Below are 16,324 nucleotides of genomic sequence, written 5' to 3'. Positions count from 1 at the left end.
ATCCTCACCCTGATCGCCTGGGGGATACGGCTGTACCGATTGGACGCCCAGAGCCTCTGGTACGACGAGGGCGTGACGGCGCAGGTTGTACACCAGGGGCTGGCCGAACTCACCCGCTGGACGGCCGACGACATCCAGCCGCCGCTGTACTACTACGTGGTCGCCGGGTGGGTCCGCCTGGCCGGCACCTCCGAGTGGTCTCTGCGCTTCCCGTCGGTCGCATGGGGCGTGTTGACCATCCCCCTGATCTACGCGCTGGGATGCCGGCTGATCGGCCAACGGGCCGGGGCGCTGGCCGCGCTGCTGGCAACCGCCAACCCGCTTTACGTCTACTACAGCCAGGAAGCCCGGATGTACACCCAGCTCACGGCGTTGGGGCTGGTGGTCGCGTACGCGCTCCTGCGGGCGCTGCAATCTTCGAACTCCCCCACACGGCGACGTTGGTGGGGGACGTTCGCCATCGCCGGCCTGGCCGCCGTCTACACTCATTATTTCGCCTTCTTCCTGCTGGCCGCGTTCGCCATCGCCGTTGGCATCCTGCTCCTCCTCCGCCCTTCGCGCCTCACGCCCTCCGCTCGTCGTCCATCGCCCCTCGTCCCAGAAGCTATCCTCGCCGCGGGCGTGATTCTCATCGGCTACCTTCCCTGGCTCCCGTTCGTCCTGAACCGTTATCGGGTGGATGCCTCCTACTGGCAGGGGCAACTCAAGCTGGGCGAGGCGTTGCGACACACCTGGATCAATTTCGTCCTCGGCGCGCCACAGACCATGCTGGAGCCGGAAGCCCTGCGGGCCGGGTGGGGCTTTGCGGCGATCACGGTGCTGGCCCTGATCGGGATCCTCCGTTGCCACAGGCGGAAAGCCTGGGCCCTCAGCTACCTGCTCTGCTATCTTCTGGTTCCCGTCGTGCTGATCCTGATCCTCTCATCGCGCACGCCCAAATTCAACCCGCGCTACCTCATGCTCTCCTCGCCCGCGCTCTGGCTACTCATCGCCGCCGGGCTCGACACCCTTATCCGCCCCCCCATCTCCCGGAGCCCTATCTCCCATCTCCTTGCAGGCGCCGCCCTCGTCGCGCTGGTCTTCATCCTCGCCGCCTTCGCCTACGCCGACCGCTCCTGGTTCACGGACACCCGCCTTACCAAGGCGGACTTTCGCGGCGCGGCCCTGTACGTGCGCGCCCACATCGCCCAGGACGAGACGGTGCTCCTGGTCTCCGGGCACATGTCCCCCGTGTGGGACTACTACGCGGGGGATTTGGAGCGCGTCCGGCTGCCCGACATCGACGTGCTGGACGTGAACGCGGTGCTGAGCTACGAGGTGGGCAACCGGCTGGCCCAGGCGCTGGCGGGGAAACGGGGCGCCTGGCTGATCCTCTGGCAGGACGAGGTGGTGGACCCCAGCGGTGTGGTCGCGGATATCCTGGAGGCGGCAGGAGCCGAGCTGCCGGTGGACCGCTCGTTCTGGCATGTGGGCGTGCGTCACTTCCGCTGGGCGCCCGACGCCCGCTTCGAGGGGGAACCGCCCATCGCCTACCCCGCACATGTGAACTTCGGCGGCAAGGTGTGGCTTCTGGGACACAGGCAGCGAGACGACGGCGAGCTGCACCTCTATTGGGAAGCGCAGGTCTCCTTGGGTGAGGATCTGAAAGTGGCCGGGGAGCTGCTGGACGCGGCCGGCCACGTCTGGGGTCGGCTGCCCGATCGCCGGTTGTCCGCGTACGAGTATCCCACGTTCCGGTGGCGGCCGGGTCAGGTGACGCTTGGGCGGTATAAGCTACCGGCCGACCCGGGCACCCCACCGGGAGAGTATCGACTGCGCCTGCGAGTGTACCCAGAAGGCGGTCCTCCCCTGGAAGTGCTGGACGTCTCCGGCGCGCCGCAGGGCCTGTCCACCTTCCTCACGCCCATACGCGTGCCCCGGCTGGTACGAGGCGTATCCTCGGAGACGCTGGAATTCGCCCGACCGCTGGCCATGCCGATGGCCCCCGGGCTGATCCTGTTGGGGGTAGGCGACGTCCCGGAGGAGATCATCCCGGGCGACGCGTTCACGCTGGAGACGTGGTGGCAGGCGACGTCCGAGCTGCCGCCCGGCCTGGCGCTGCAGCTGTGGTGGCAACGCGATGACACGCGCTTCGCCCCGAGCGATGGGCCGCTGACCGGCGACGTCCCCTACCCGACCGAGGCATGGCCGACCGGGATGCCTGTGCGGGGACAGCACACGGTCTGGGCGCCCCGGGAGGCTCCTGGCGGGAACCTGACGCTCTACGGCCGGGTGATCGACGAACGAGGGGAGCCGCTGGGCAATGCCCTCGCCTTGGGCCAGGTGCGAATCACCCCGGTCGAGCATAGATTTGAGGCACCACCGGTGAGGTGGCCCTCCGAGGCGATCTTCGGGGGACAGGTCCGGCTGATCGGCGTGGACGCAAACCCGCCGCAAGCCGCTCCGGGCGGAACCCTGGCCGTGACCGTCGTCTGGCAGGCGGTGACGGCGATGGATCGCTCCTACACGGCGTTCGTGCATCTGTTGGACGGGAACGGCCGCGTCGTGGCCCAGGAGGACCACGTGCCGGGGCGGGGCGCCCGGCCGACCACGAGCTGGCTGCCCAACGAGGTCATCGTCGATCGCTTCGATCTGACGTTGCCGGCGGACCTGTCGCCCGGCCGCTACACGCTGGAGATCGGCCTGTACGACGCGAATCAGCCCGGCCTCCCGCGCCTGTCCCTGGACATCGGCGGCGACGCCGTGCGTTTGGGGGAGATCGTCGTGTCGGAGGATTAGCTGAAGCGGGCAACCACAAGGGCTGTCCCACAAGTTTGGCCTTTCGGGTAGTGGAGGGCAATGCCCTCCACTACCCGCGCAAGATACGGAGTAGTGCTGCAAAGAAAGCTGTGTATCTGGGCCATCAAAGGGAAAGGCCAAAGTCCAGGGGCAACCACAAGGGTTGCCCTTACAAGGGGTAGCAATTCCGCAGGGACATTCCTCGTGGGTGTCCACAAGGCGAGATGAGGTGTCTCGGGCTGACTGCTTCCGAAGAAGAAAGGTTTGTGATATAAAGAGTGGCGGAGGTGGAGTGATGGCGGAAGGATGGGCAGATATTCGTGGTGAGGCCCCAGCCGCGTGAGAATTCCCCTCTGGATAAAGTGGTCAACCGGTCCGTAACCAGACGCCTGGCCTTCTTAAAGAGCACCAACGCCGAGCGATAAGCCCACGGCTTTGTGATTAAAAGGCCCCAGCCTCTCTGGGAGGCCAGAGCCCTCTCCCCATCCGTCAGCGCTCCTGAGACTGCCAAGACTCTCGACCTCTTCGATGAAGCAGGATCTTTCCGGCCGAGATAGGGGAAATCACTGCCGCTTATTCCAGCGGATACCGTCCATACTCCCGCACGGCCTTGTATAGCGCCAGCAGGTTCTCCACCGGCACCCGGGCCTGCACGTTGTGAATCGTGTTGAAGACGAACCCGCCACCCGGCCCGAAGATGCGAATGCGTTCACGGACCTGCTCCCGCACCTCCTCCGGCGTACCGAATGGCAGCGTGCGCTGGGTATCCACACCGCCCCCCCAGAAGACGATGCGATCCCCGAACCGCTCCTTCAACTCGCGCGGGCTCATGTCCGCCGCCGAGGTCTGGACGGGGTTTAAAATATCGAATCCGGCCTCGATGAAATCGGGGATCAACGCCATCACCGAGCCGCACGAGTGGATGAAGGTCTTCCACGACGTGTGCTCATGCACCCAGTCGTTCACCTGCTTGTGGAACGGCATGTACAAATCCCGGTACGTCTCCCGGGAGATGAATGGCCCGGTCTGCATCCCGAAGTCCGTCCCCGTGACGAAGAGCACCGACACGCGATCGCCCACCGCCTGATACAGCTTTTCCAGGTTGGCCAGGGCGATCTCACACTGCCGCTCGAACACTCGATACACGTAATCCCGCCGCGTCACCGTGCTGATGTACCATTCCTCCACATCGCGGATGCCCTTCGGATACTTCAGCCAGGGAGCGGGCACCAGCGCGATATCGCCGAAGGCCGTGCCGCCGAAATTGGCGAAGATCGCCTTGTCTGTCTCCGTGTACAGCCGCTCCGCCTCGCGCTGGAAGTAGGCCAGGTCTTCATCGGAGATGGGACCGAACTCCTCCAGGTTGTCCTCGGGATTCAAGTTCTCCTCATCGATGGGCGGCTGCCGGATGATGGTATCGAAGTAGAAGCCCCCCTTGGGCATCCGGCCGCTGGGCGGCGCCGACTTGTCCCCCTCGGGATACATCAGGATGTCGCCGTTGGGCTCAGGATCCGTGTTGAACCCCTCGGGCACCAGCACCGGCGTGCCGTCGAAGAACGTCCAGGGTTTCCACCCCTCCTTTTTAAACCCGAACATCGTCCTGGGAGACTCCAAGGGAACCACATCCACCCCCAGTGCGTCCATCAGGTCGGGCTTGATCTCTCCCAGCATCTGATAAGGCTCGACCACCTTGACCGGCGTGCCGGGCGGGTCCAGCTTCAGGGCCTGACGCAATTGGTAGACGGAGCTGACGTGCATGCCGGTCACCGCGCTGCCGCCCAGGTCCAGGGGCACGCGGTCGGGCTCCTGATGATTCAAAGACAGCGCAACTCGCTCTCTTGAGGTCAGCATCGGACGCCTCCTGCGGGTTCATGGGGTCACGCGGCCACACAGAACCCATTGTAACCGGCGAGCAGATCCTCGTCAACGAGCGTACTGCATCCACCCATGTGGAGCATCGCAGGCGCCAATTGGCCCATCACGCTGATTTCTGGTACACTTGGGGTTATGAAAATGCACGACTTCCTCTTGAGAAGCAGGCTCTTCATTACCTCGATCCTGCTCACCTTCGCGCTGGTCGCGGCCGGCTGTACGTTGATCGAGGCCATGCGCCCGCTGCTAAGCAACGTCTCCGTCGAACCAGCCGTCATATCGCCTAATGCCGACGGCCAGGACGACGTCACCCTGATCCGCTACCGGCTGGGACGCAACGCCAAGGTCTCCATCTACTTCACCGACGAGGCCGGCCAGCGCCACTACTTCCGCCGAGAGCGCGATCGCTCCCCTGGCGAGTACAGCGTCTACTGGGGCGGCGTGATCGACGGCGAAGAGATGATCCTGGAGAACGAGTATACCCGCGAGATCGTGCGCAGCCGCGTCCTCCCGGATGGCGTGTACACGTGGACCGTGGAGGCCACCGACGAGTCCGGCTACACGGAGTCCGTCAGCGGGACGATCACCATCCAGAACGCCGACACCACATTGCCGGAGCTGCGCAAATTCACCGTGGTGCCACCCGTGTTCACGCCCAACCAGGACGGCATCGACGACCGGGCGGGGATCAGCTACTTCCTCAACAAGGACGTGAGCGAGATCAACGTCTACCTGGTCTCCCCCGACGATCCCAGCCTGCGCGTCCCGCTGGGGGAGACGGCGGGCACGGCCAAGGTGGGCGAGCGAGGCCCACACTACTATGACTACGACGGCGGCGTCGATCTGGGGGCCGATCCCCCGCCGGATGGCACGTACATCGTCGTGGCGGAGGCGCGCGACGCCGTGGGGAACTACGTGGTCGTCACCAGCACGCTGACCATCGTGGAGGGCGGCAAGCCGAGAGCCCTGGTCCCCAACGCGGAGATCGACTGGCAGGGCGCGGTGGGGAGCGAGCTATGGATCCCGCTGGGCGGGCGCATCGTCTTCACCACCGTGGTGGAGAACTACGGGAAGGTCCCGATCCGCACATCCGGCCCCTGGCCCGGCACCGTCTACCGCAGCGACGAGAACTTCAACACGCTGGCCGTCAAGACCGGCAACGACAGCTTCTACGAGCAGGCGGGCGTCTGGCGATTCGGCATCCGCTTCGACGTCTCCGAGACAGACTTCCCCTATCGATGGGCCATCGGCCGCCCGGAGGACCTGGAGCGCCGCATCATCAACGGGCGCGAGCAATGGTACCTGATGCCCGGCAAGCGCGGGCTGGTCTACGGAGCCATCGAGCTGGTCAAGAAGCCGCCCCGCAACGACATCTTCGCCTGGGGCGCGCTCATCCACGAGTGGGTGGGGATCAACGCCGAGAACAATTATATCGATCGGGTGTTGATCCACGTGGGGGTGCCATGAGCGAGGCCGCGCCGGAGCCGATCACCCATATCGGCATCGTCGTGGTAAGCTACAACGTACGAGACCTGCTGGCGCGCTGCCTGATGTCGGTGGAGTCCGAACAGGAACACTCACCTGAACTGGAGGTCCAGACCTGGGTCGTGGACAACGCCTCGGCCGACGGATCGGCCGAGATGGTTCAAGAGCAATTCCCCTGGGTCCACCTGATCGCCAGCCCCGAAAACCTGGGGTTCGCCCGGGCCAACAATCGGGCCCTGCGGGAGATGGGGCTGCCGGACGCGGACGACGCCCCCGACGCCGTCCTGCTCCTCAACCCGGATGCGGAGCTACTGCCCGGCGCGCTCTCGGCCCTGGCAGGCTTCCTGAGCACGCATCCTCATGCGGCGGTGGTCGGCGCACAGCTTCGATACGGCGACGGCCGATTCCAGCACAGCGCCTTTCGCTTCCCCTCGCTGGCGCAGGTGTTCCTGGACTTCTTCCCCATCAACTGGCGGTTAACGGAATCCCGCATCAACGGGCGCTACCCCCGGGCCCTGTACGATCGCGGACAGCCGTTCCCCGTGGACTTCGTGCTGGGCGCGACCATGCTGGTCCGCCGGGAGGCGATCCGCCAGGTGGGTCTGCTGGACGAGAGCTATTTCATGTACGCCGAGGAGATGGACTGGTGTCGGCGATTCCAGGCGGCCGGATGGTCCGTGTACTGCGTGCCGGAGGCGCGAGTGATCCACCATGAGGGGCAAAGCGCCCGCCAGTTCCGGGATCGTGCATACGTGGCGCTATGGCGCAGCCGCTATCGCTTCTTCAAGCGCTATTATCCCGCCATCTGGCGGTCCGTCGCCCGAACGATCGTGCGGCTCGGGATGCGGGCGGAGGCCCAGCGGGCCCGCGAGGCCGCGAAACAAGGGGAGATCACGCGGGAGGAGATGGAGCGCCGACTGGCCGCTTACCAGGAGGTGGCCCGGCTGTGAGCGCACCGACCCTGGCCGTCGTCGTCCTCACGTGGAATGAGGAGGACAACATCCGGGAGTGTCTGGAGAGCCTCTCATGGGCCGAACGCCGCGTGGTGTTCGACTCCGGCAGCGAGGACGACACGGTCCGGCTGGCGAGGGAGATGGGAGCCGAAGTGCTCACGCGCCCCTTCGACAACTACGCCGCACAACGCAACGCGGCGCTGGAACGGGTGGAGGCGGACTGGATCTTCTTCGTGGACGCCGACGAGCGGGCGACCCCCATCCTGGCGAAAGAGATCCAGAACGTGATTCATGACCCCGGGCACGCGGGCTGGTGGGTGCCGCGCGAGAACTACATCGTCGGCCGCAGGGTGCGAGGGGCCGGGTGGTGGCCCGACTATCAGCTGCGGCTACTGCGGCGGGAGAAGGCCCGGTACGACCCCGATCGCCCCGTTCATGAGGTGGTGATCCTGAACGGCCGATCCGGCTACCTGAGGCATCCCCTGATCCACTATAACTACCGCTCCTGGGATCAGTTCCACGCCAAACAGCGCCGATACGCCACATACGAGGCGGAGGCCCTGCGGAGGCGAGGCGTACGCCCCCGCCCTCACAACTTCGTCCTGCAACCGTGGCGGGAATTCCGGCGTCGCTTCTTCACGCTAAAGGGGTACCGCGATGGGTGGTGGGGGTTACGGCTCTCCCTGCTGCTGGCCTATTATTATGGATTCCTGCCCTACGTGGAGATGATGCGCCTGAGAGAGCGGGAGGGGAATGGCGGCGACGCTAGTCCGTGAGGCCGGCCCGTTTCAGGATGTTGGCAAAGCCCACATCCAGCAAGCCTTCCAGCTCATCGGCACAGCGACGATATTCCTCGATGGGGTCGCCGTACGGGTCCTCGATATCGTGATGTCGCCCCGCCATCTCGCTGAGCAGGAACACCTTGCGGAGGTGTTGAGGGGCCAGGTGGAAGATGGAACGCCGATGGGCTTCCTCCATGACCAGGATGAGGTCGGCCTGCTCGATATCGGCCAGGGTAAGATCCCGAGAGCGGTGCTGGGAGATATCGACGCCGCGCTCGGCCATCACGTCCACGGCGTACGCGCTGGCGGGACGTCCCGGGACCGCGTAGACCCCCGCCGAGGCCACCTGCACATGGCCGTCTAAACCGGCCGCGGCCAGCCGCTGACGCATGAGGCCAGCGGCCATTGGAGAACGACAGAGATTACCGGTGCACACGAACAGGATCTTCTTCACACCCATTCCCATGACGACGGGATTTGCCGGGGCCGATTATAGCACGTCGCCCGGCGGGGGACAATTCGCAGGGCGCCGCGAGGGCACGATAGCAGGGAAACCCCGGCACCACAGCTCCTCCTCCCTCATTCGCTGGGGCGGGGAAGCGTCAGGGGGATGGGACAAGACGCCCACGTCCCTTTCCGAGATTGTCTCCTGTCGATACACCGGGTGCACTCCCGCCTCCGGGGCGCGCCGGGACATGCGTACAGCTAATTTGACGGATTTCGACCACGATGGTATATTATTTTCCGGAGCGTTGAGCATACCCTCTGGCCCAGGCAGAGTTGCAGGGCGAGAGGGTTTCTTTCTGCTTTTTCAACGGGAGAACTATGCGCTTCGCGATTGACGCCAGACTGGTATACTACACCAAGGCCGGGATCGGACAATACACGATACGTCTGATCCGGGCGCTCGCCGCTCTGAATCAGGAGGACCAATTCTTCATCCTGCAGAGCCGCAAGCACCTCAAGCCCATCATAAAACAGCCGAACTTCCGGCGTATAGGGCTATGGACCCCCTCTCACAACCGATTCGAGCAGTTCGCCCTTCCCATCGAGCTGCTACGGATAGAGGCGGACGTCCTCCACAGCCCGGATTTCATCCCGCCGCTCTACTGCCGCCGCTTCCGCTCCGTCATCACCATCCACGACCTGCATTTTCTGATCTATCCCCAATTCCTGACGGAGGAGAGTGCCCGGTACTACGGGCAGATCGATCGAGCGGTCCAACACGCCCACCACATCATCGTGCCCTCCATGGCGACCAAGCAGGATACCATCAACCTGCTGGGCGTGCCGGAGTCCAAGATCACCGTGATCTCGGAGGCAGCGAACCCGCTGTTCCGCCCGATGGATCGGAAGCGGGCGTTGGCCAGGGCCCAGGAGCGGTTCCCCGGGTTGCCCAGCGAATTCATCCTCTTCGTAGGCACGCTGGAGCCGCGCAAGAACCTGCCGACGCTCCTGCGCGCCTACCAACACCTGCGAGAAGCCTACAAGCTCGACGCGGACCTGGTGTTCGCCGGGCGACGCGGCTGGCTGGTCGACGATCTGTTCCGCCAGGTCGATGAGATGGGGCTGCAAGACCACTGCCACTTCCTCGGCCGGGTGACGGACGATGACCTGCTGCACCTGCTGAACGCCGCTCGCTGCCTGACTCTGCCCGCCCACTACGAGGGCTTCGGCCTGCCGCCTCTGGAGGCCATGGCCTGCGGCACGCCCGTCGTCGTCTCCAACGTGGCCAGCCTGCCCGAGGTGGTCGGAGACGCGGGCTTGCTGGTGGATCCCAACAACTGGGAGGAGCTGGCGGTCGCCCTGTGGCGGGTGCTTACCGACGAACAACTGGCCAACGAGCTACGCCACAGGGGGCTGCAGCGAGCCGCCCTGTTCTCATGGGAGCGGGCGGCCCAGGAAACCCTGGCGGTCTACCGCCAGGTGGCCACACAACCGGTAACGCAAGGTAAGGCATATCAAGTGCGGGCGTAGAAATGCCCACAGCCAAGCGCGTCCTGCTCCTCACCCCCCAACTCCCTTATCCCCCCCAACAGGGGACGGCGATTCGCAACTTCAACCTGCTCGCGCGCCTGGCCCGGCACCACACGATCGACCTGCTGACCTTTCTCCAGCCGGGCGATGAGCTGACGCCCGATTCCCCTCTCCACGAGCTCTGCCGCGCCATCGCCACGGCGCCCACGCCGCAACGACGTCTGAGCGCACGCTTGCGTACCACGCTGACCTCGCGATTGCCTGACATGGCCTTACGCCTGGAATCGCCCGAGATGTGGCGCCGCCTGCGCGAGCTGCTTCAGAGACAACGCTACGAGATCGTCCAGATCGAGGGGATCGAGATGGCGTCCTATGGCCTGGCCATCGCGGGCGTGCGACTGACCCCCGGGGCGGCCGCCATCACGCCGCAACAGCCTCCCCCACGCATCGTCTTCGACGACCACAACGCCGAGTACGTGCTTCAACAGCGAGCCTTTCAGACCGATATCCGCCGGCCGCGCCGCTGGATCGCGGCGGCATACTCCCTCGTCCAATGGCAGAAGCTGCGTCGCTACGAGCGGATCGTGTGCCGGCACGCGGACGCGGTGGCGGCCGTGTCCCAGGCGGACGCGGCCGCGCTGAAGCGTCTATCCCCCGACTTACACCCGGCCGTGATCCCCAATGGCGTGGACCTGCAGTCCTACGATCCTCATCGCGTGCAGCCACGCGACCTGGGCGCCCATGCCCTGGTCTTCACCGGCAAGATGGATTTCCGCCCCAACGTGGACGCGGTGCGATGGTTCATGCCCGTCCTGTCCCGCGTGCGAGAGTCCATGCCGGATGCCCGCTTCTTCATCGTAGGACAGAAACCGCACCCCAGCCTGAGCAAACTGGCCCAAAACCCCGCCGTGGAGGTGACGGGATGGGTGCCTGACACCCGCCCCTACATCGCCGGTGCCACCGTGTACGTGATCCCCCTGCGCGTGGGAGGGGGGACCCGGCTCAAGGTGCTTGAGGCGATGGCGCTGGGCAAGGCCATCGTCTCCACCCGGCTAGGGGTGGAGGGGTTCGATGTGGCCGACGGGCGGGAGCTGCGGCTGGCGGATACGCCGGAAGCCTTCGCCCGGGCGATCGTGGAGCTCTTGAGCGACGACGAACAGCGCGCACGATTGGGGGCAACCGCTCGAAGGTTCGTGGAGAAACGCTACGACTGGGATCAGATCGTGCCTGCCATGGAGCGGCTGTATGAATCTGAAGGAGATCACCCCGCGCGAGGACCGTGAGCGCCTGGCCCACCGCCACCTCGCCGCACACGCCGTGGGCTCCCAACGCACCGTCAGACAACGGGTACGGCTATGGGGGCTGCGCGCCCTGGGCGCCGTGCTCCGGCTGCGCACCTCGAAGCCGCGCGCCACGGCCCGCATCCTGGTCATCCGCCCGGATCACCTGGGGGACCTGTTGTTCACGACACCCGCCCTGGCACGGCTACGCCAGCAGCGCCCGGAAGCACACATCACGGCCATGATCGGCCCCTGGGCGCGCCCGATCCTGGCCCACAACCCCGATATCGACGCCCTGTGGGTCTGTCCGTTTCCCGGATTCACCCGCCAGCCCAAGAAGGCGATCTGGAAGCCCTACACAGCCTTGCTCCGCTACGCGGCGCAGCTACGAGCGAGCCATTTCGATGAGGCGATCATCCTGCGCCCCGATCACTGGTGGGGAGCGTTGCTGGCCGCGCGGGCGGGCATCCCCACGCGGCGGGGGTACGATATCCCGGAGACGCGCCCCTTCCTCACCCAGACGAGCCCCCTGCCGCCCCACGCGCACGAGGTGGTACGCAACCTGCACCTCGTCGATCCCGACCTCCACCCGATCGAGCCGGCGACACACCCCCTGCGATTCGCCCCCACCGCCCTGGATGAGTATCGGGCGGAGGAGCTGCTCCGATCGATCTCAAAGGATGCCTCCCGTCTTGTCGCCATCCATCCGGGCACCGGCGCCCCTGTGAAGACATGGCGGGCGTGCGCCTGGGCGCGCGTCGCCGACGCCCTGGCCGCACGCTACAAGGTGCGCATCCTCATCACGGGAAGTCGCGAGGAGAGCGCGCTGGCCCAAGCGGTGAAGGACGCCATGTCCCACCCGGCCGTCGTCCTGGCCGGCCAGACTACCATCGGACAACTGGGCGCGCTGCTGAAGCGCTGCGACCTGGTCCTGGGGCCAGACAGCGGCCCCCTGCACCTGGCTGTGGCCATGGGCACGCCGACAGTCCACCTGTTCGGCCCCGCCGATCCCCGTCGATTCGGCCCCTGGGGCGACGCGCGCAAGCACCGCGTGCTGATGTCCGATTGGGCATGCGCCCCCTGCGGCCGGTTGGATTACCCCGAATCCGAACTGCCCGCCCATGGCTGCGTGCGGGATATCCCCGAGGAGGCCGTGATCGAAGCCGCCTCCGAGCTACTGGCCCGCTGATCCCCCGCCAGGTGCCCGCCACCCCCGGCCCCGCCCCATTTCCGCCTGGAATCTGTCCTTTCCCGGCCTGATCCGGGCGGCGAGGCAGGCCAGGGGCTGAAGCGAGAAGATTTCTTTCGAGGGGCTGCGCCCCTCAAATCTTCCCGCCGTATTTCCACCGAAAAAGCTACACCTTCGCGGAAACACCGCCTTTGGCGTTTGCCAGAACCTGCGCTAAAATGTGTTTAGGGCTCCGCGCCCGCGCGATGGCCCGAGATCCGAGGAATAGAGGAGCGTTTCCATCCGCATGTCGCCAACACCCATGCTAGTATTGTTAGAAGAGGATCGACATTGGTGGTTCGCAAGCCGCACCCGTGCGCTGTTAGGATTGCTGGATCGCTACGTAGGACCGGGCAACGATCGCAAAGTGCTCGATGTAGGAGCCGGCGCGGGGAACATGATGCATCACCTGGCCCATTACGGACAGGTCGTGGGGGTGGACAACAACCCTCGGCCCATCGCCGTGGCCCAGGAACGGGGCTACGAGGTGCGGCTGGGCGACGCCCAGGACCTGCCCTTCGAGGACGGCGAGTTCGACCTGGTCGCCCTGCTGGACACGGTGGAGCACTGCCCGGATGACGCGGCGGTGTTTCGCGAGTGCTTCCGGGTGACCAGGCCGGGCGGACACTTGGTGGTGACGGTGCCCGCCTTCATGTGGCTGTGGAGCTACAACGACGTACTGAACAAGCATCAGCGTCGCTATACGGCGAGGGAGCTGCGCACCCGCCTCCTGGAGGCGGGATACACGCCCCAATACATCAGCTACAACAACTTCTTGATCTTCCCGTTGGCAGCGCTCATGATCCTGGCCCGGCGGTGGGCAGATCGCAAGCTCGACCTGGCATCCCCCCACTTCGACGACGATGCCTACCAGGTGGAGATGGAGCCCGTATCCCCACTGCTGAACACGATCCTCTCCCAGGTGGGGCGACTGGAAGCCGCCCTCCTGCGGAGGATGACGCTGCCCATCGGAACATCGATCATCGCCCTGGCACAGCGTCCCACGAGCCGTTAAGGGTGGGAGGTGAGAAGATGTGTGCTGAGGAAGTGAAGGCGGAGGCCGAATTCGATCTGGCTGACTGGCTGGCGGAGGGCATCCGAGGCATTCGACAGGAGCTCAAGCGCAAGCCATGCCGGCTGCTGCCGGAGGCGTTCTGGGAGCACACCCGAGCCTCACAGCGGGAGGCCCTGCTGGCAGTCCGGTCCCTGTTCGACGCGGCCATCGAATGCCTGCAGCCGGCGGAAGTGGAAAGCCAGCCCAGCCGCACACGCCGCCGACGGGCGACGAAGATCGAGGTCCAGTAAGCGCGAGCTCACGGGCGAGGCCGGACGCGGATCGTCTCCTCGCCCGTGTAGGTGACCTGCCCCGGATGCCCGCCCGGCTGCCGACGCACCCGGCGGCGCGGGACCACGGAGACGAGGACATTGGGCTCATCGCGAGCGGCCGAATAGTAGGCGGCCAGCTCCGCGGCGCGTCGCAAGGTCGCCTCGGGCACCGGACGGCCGCGGCTGCGGATGATCACATGCGCGCCGGGAACCCCGCGCGCGTGGAGCCATAGATCGTCCGGCGCCGCCACCCGAAAGGTGATCTCGTCGTTCTGGCGGCTGTTCCGGCCGACCAGGATGGTGAACCCCTCCGGCGTCGTGACCTTGATCGGCCCCGGAGGCGGCGCCGAGCGGCCCTGCCGCCGCCGCAGGTATCCGGCCGCCGACAAAGCCTCCCGCACCGCGGCGATCTCCGGCTGGCTCCCGGCCATCTCCAGATCCAACGCGAGCTGATCCAGGTAGGCCAGCTCGCGCTCCACAGCCTCCAATCGCCGGGGGACCTCCTCGGCAGCGCGTTGGGCCTTGCGATAGCGTGAGAAGTACGCCTGAGCGTTTTCCACCGCCGTGAGCTGGGGATCCAAATCGATCTGCAACATCCCCTCTCCCGTGTCCACGACGAACTGATCCTGGCCCGGCCGGACCTCATGCGCGAAGGCCAGGATCCACTCGCCCGCCTGCCGCCATCGCTGTGCCTCCTCTGGATCGACCATCTGCCGCTGAAGTGCCGTCCGCTGACGCTCCAGCCGCTTCCTCGCCTCCGCGATCTCCCCGGCGACGGCGGCGCGCAGGCCCGCATACGGATCCGCCTGCCCTTTCCGGGCGTAATACATCTCGACAGCCCGGCTCATGCTCTCGACCGGCCTCGCCGGCCCCAGGTGCACCGGGCGATAGGGCGCATACGCGAGGATGGCCTCCCCCTCCTGCACGACATGAGGCTCCCAGGCGCCCGTGCGCAGCGGCGCCCAAAGCGCCTCCAGCTCCTCCACCACGCGGGAGGCCTCGGCGGCCGCGACGCTGGCGTACGGATCGCCCGTCGCGCGCGCGGCCAGCTCCCGAGCGGCCTGGGGACTGAGCCCGGCGACCATCCGCACCAGGGCTCGCCATAGCGGCATCCCCTCATCCGCCGCCCGAAGCGCGGCCTCCAGACGAGCCGGCGTCACCTGATCGGGGAGAAGCTTCTGCTGAGGTGGAGGGGGGCGATAAGGCGCCCCCGGCAGGATCACCCGCACCCGGGTGAGATCCGGACCAACCCGCTTGAGGCTGTCCCGAATATCCCCCATCTCGTCCACCAGGATAAGGTTGCTGAGCCTGCCCATGATCTCGGCGATCAGCAAGCTCGTGCCATACTCCGGATGGGAGAACCGGAAGCGCAAAACGCGCTCGTACGCGGGGCAGGTCACCTCCGTCAGCCGGGCGCCGCGCACGTGTTTGCGTAAGAGGAGCACCAGCGGGGAGGGCGTATCCACGCCCCGGCGGAGCCGCTCGGAAACCAGGTGCACACGGGCATCCTGGGGATCGATCGACAGGAGCAGATAACGACGGGCGCCCTGAGCGTAAATCTCCAATCCCACGCTGTGCGAAGTGGGCTGGAGCACCTGTTGCACGCGCCCCCCTAGGAGCTCGGATCGAAGCTCCTGCGCGATGGCCGCTGTGACCAGCGCGTCATAGGCAGCCATCGCTCACCAATCCAGATGAAGCAGCGTGTCCAGGTAGGACGGCGTGTAGCTCCCACGCATGCGGATACGCCGCATCTCGAACAGCCGATCGGACCGCTGCTCCATCCCCTGCCGCGTCGTCACCCCTCCCCAGAAATGGGCCGATCGAAACACCGCGATCGCCTGGTCGTCGTATCGGCCGGAGGGCCAGGAGACGAATCGAGGCGTCACGCCCACGTGATGCTCGATGGCCTCCTTAGAGCCAAGCGCCTGCCACACCAGGTAATCGAGCGGCTTGCCGCTCAGATCCGGATGGTTCCGGCTGTGGGACCCGATCTCCATGCCGGACTCCGCAAGCTCCTTGATCTGCGTCCAGGTCATGTAGCCGGGATAGCCCTCCGTGATGAAATCGGTGATGATGAAGAAGGTCCCCCGGAAGCCATACTTCTTCAGAAGCGGGAAGGCGTGCTCGTAGTGGTCGATATATCCGTCGTCAAAGGTCAGGACGATCGGCTTGGGCGGCAACGGCGTCCCCCGGGTGAGGTAATAGACCAGATCGCGCAGGGAGATGGTGGTATATCCCTGTTCCTGCAGATAACGCAGGTGCGATTCAAACCGCTCGGGCGATACCGAAAGGTCCACGCGGTATTTGTCCGCCCCAGCAGGGGGATCCGAAATGTAATGGTACATCAGAATGGGCACCCGGGCGGTCCGCAAAACGCCATCCGGCGTAGGGCCCGGCGTCGGGGTGGGCGTGGGAAGCGGCGAGCTCTCGGCCATCACCGATGGTGTGGAGATGGCCATGGGCGTCACCGGGGTTGCGAACAGCGGTCGGAAAGATCCGGCCGCGGGGAAGCCCGCAGCGACACAGCCAGTCGTGATCAGCAGAAAAGCCAACGAAGTGAACCGCATCCAATCGATAAGCCGCCTCGATAACATCTTTCCTCCTGTCGGGGTAAAGATACGCCAGCGGGTCGCTTCCGTCAAA

At 65.8% G+C, this 16,324-nt stretch carries 13 protein-coding genes; 9 read left to right on the top strand and 4 right to left on the bottom strand.

The annotated features are described in order from the left end of the window. Nucleotides 1-2,778: phospholipid carrier-dependent glycosyltransferase (locus GXP39_07835; protein ID NOZ27946.1), on the top strand; the 2,778-nt coding region annotated here is incomplete at its 5' end. 573 nt (nucleotides 2,779-3,351) lie between these two features. On the opposite strand, the gene GXP39_07830 is transcribed toward GXP39_07835, so the two are convergent. Next, the gene (locus GXP39_07830) at nucleotides 3,352-4,626 is read right to left on the bottom strand and encodes a methyltransferase (protein NOZ27945.1); all 1,275 of its coding nucleotides are present in this window, start codon (nucleotides 4,624-4,626) and stop codon (nucleotides 3,352-3,354) included. Nucleotides 4,627-4,806: 180 nt separating this feature from the next. Between GXP39_07830 and GXP39_07825 the strand changes: the two genes are divergently transcribed. Genes GXP39_07825 through GXP39_07815 form a run of 3 tightly spaced genes read left to right on the top strand, consistent with a single transcriptional unit; the run spans nucleotide 4,807 to nucleotide 7,864 of the window. Then, the gene (locus GXP39_07825; protein ID NOZ27944.1) at nucleotides 4,807-6,117 is read left to right on the top strand and encodes a hypothetical protein; all 1,311 of its coding nucleotides are present in this window, start codon (nucleotides 4,807-4,809) and stop codon (nucleotides 6,115-6,117) included. Beyond that, complete coding sequence (locus GXP39_07820; GenBank protein NOZ27943.1) at nucleotides 6,114-7,085, top strand: glycosyltransferase family 2 protein; 972 nt, start codon at nucleotides 6,114-6,116, stop codon at nucleotides 7,083-7,085. Before GXP39_07825 ends, GXP39_07820 begins: the two co-directional genes overlap by 4 nt. Continuing rightward, a complete protein-coding gene (locus GXP39_07815; protein NOZ27942.1) occupies nucleotides 7,082-7,864 on the top strand; it encodes a glycosyltransferase family 2 protein in 783 nt (260 codons plus the stop codon). Before GXP39_07820 ends, GXP39_07815 begins: the two co-directional genes overlap by 4 nt. Here the strand turns inward: GXP39_07815 and GXP39_07810 are convergent. Further along, the gene (locus GXP39_07810; GenBank protein ID NOZ27941.1) at nucleotides 7,854-8,330 is read right to left on the bottom strand and encodes a low molecular weight protein arginine phosphatase; all 477 of its coding nucleotides are present in this window, start codon (nucleotides 8,328-8,330) and stop codon (nucleotides 7,854-7,856) included. The genes GXP39_07815 and GXP39_07810 overlap by 11 nt on opposite strands. 365 nt (nucleotides 8,331-8,695) lie before the next feature. Between GXP39_07810 and GXP39_07805 the strand changes: the two genes are divergently transcribed. From GXP39_07805 to GXP39_07785, 5 genes are all read left to right on the top strand, one after another. Continuing rightward, nucleotides 8,696-9,847 (top strand): glycosyltransferase family 4 protein, encoded by a 1,152-nt coding sequence (locus tag GXP39_07805; protein NOZ27940.1) that lies wholly within the window; start codon nucleotides 8,696-8,698, stop codon nucleotides 9,845-9,847. A gap of 2 nt (nucleotides 9,848-9,849) precedes the next feature. After that, nucleotides 9,850-11,130 (top strand): glycosyltransferase, encoded by a 1,281-nt coding sequence (locus GXP39_07800; GenBank protein ID NOZ27939.1) that lies wholly within the window; start codon nucleotides 9,850-9,852, stop codon nucleotides 11,128-11,130. Next, nucleotides 11,093-12,316, top strand: coding sequence for a glycosyltransferase family 9 protein (locus GXP39_07795; GenBank protein ID NOZ27938.1), 1,224 nt, complete (start codon nucleotides 11,093-11,095; stop codon nucleotides 12,314-12,316). Before GXP39_07800 ends, GXP39_07795 begins: the two co-directional genes overlap by 38 nt. Before the next feature lie 301 nt (nucleotides 12,317-12,617). Next, complete coding sequence (locus tag GXP39_07790; protein ID NOZ27937.1) at nucleotides 12,618-13,370, top strand: class I SAM-dependent methyltransferase; 753 nt, start codon at nucleotides 12,618-12,620, stop codon at nucleotides 13,368-13,370. 17 nt (nucleotides 13,371-13,387) lie between these two features. Then, nucleotides 13,388-13,660: a hypothetical protein gene (locus tag GXP39_07785; GenBank protein ID NOZ27936.1), complete on the top strand. Its 273-nt coding sequence runs from the start codon at nucleotides 13,388-13,390 to the stop codon at nucleotides 13,658-13,660. Nucleotides 13,661-13,668: 8 nt separating this feature from the next. Here the strand turns inward: GXP39_07785 and GXP39_07780 are convergent, their stop codons facing one another. Then, nucleotides 13,669-15,357 carry a fibronectin/fibrinogen-binding protein gene (locus tag GXP39_07780; protein NOZ27935.1) on the bottom strand — a complete coding sequence of 563 codons (1,689 nt, stop codon included), beginning with the start codon at nucleotides 15,355-15,357 and terminating at the stop codon, nucleotides 13,669-13,671. A 3-nt stretch (nucleotides 15,358-15,360) separates the two neighbouring features. Continuing rightward, on the bottom strand, nucleotides 15,361-16,275 hold the full coding sequence (locus GXP39_07775; protein ID NOZ27934.1) for a polysaccharide deacetylase family protein: 915 nt from the start codon (nucleotides 16,273-16,275) through the stop codon (nucleotides 15,361-15,363). Nucleotides 16,276-16,324 lie beyond the last annotated feature (49 nt).

The sequence above is a fragment of the Chloroflexota bacterium genome, assembly GCA_013152435.1.
GTDB lineage: Bacteria > Chloroflexota > Anaerolineae > DUEN01 > DUEN01 > DUEN01.
The sequence above is the reverse complement of the archived record's forward strand: the minus strand, read 5'-3'. Positions and strand labels throughout refer to the sequence as shown.

Coding starts and splice junctions, on each gene's coding strand:
- GXP39_07820 (NOZ27943.1), top strand. CDS start 6,114: ATGAGCGAGGCCGCGCCGGAGCCGATCACCCATATCGGCATCGTCGTG.
- GXP39_07810 (NOZ27941.1), bottom strand. CDS start 8,330: ATGGGTGTGAAGAAGATCCTGTTCGTGTGCACCGGTAATCTCTGTCGT.
- GXP39_07805 (NOZ27940.1), top strand. CDS start 8,696: ATGCGCTTCGCGATTGACGCCAGACTGGTATACTACACCAAGGCCGGG.
- GXP39_07800 (NOZ27939.1), top strand. CDS start 9,850: ATGCCCACAGCCAAGCGCGTCCTGCTCCTCACCCCCCAACTCCCTTAT.
- GXP39_07795 (NOZ27938.1), top strand. CDS start 11,093: ATGAATCTGAAGGAGATCACCCCGCGCGAGGACCGTGAGCGCCTGGCC.
- GXP39_07790 (NOZ27937.1), top strand. CDS start 12,618: ATGCTAGTATTGTTAGAAGAGGATCGACATTGGTGGTTCGCAAGCCGC.
- GXP39_07785 (NOZ27936.1), top strand. CDS start 13,388: ATGTGTGCTGAGGAAGTGAAGGCGGAGGCCGAATTCGATCTGGCTGAC.
- GXP39_07780 (NOZ27935.1), bottom strand. CDS start 15,357: ATGGCTGCCTATGACGCGCTGGTCACAGCGGCCATCGCGCAGGAGCTT.
- GXP39_07775 (NOZ27934.1), bottom strand. CDS start 16,275: ATGTTATCGAGGCGGCTTATCGATTGGATGCGGTTCACTTCGTTGGCT.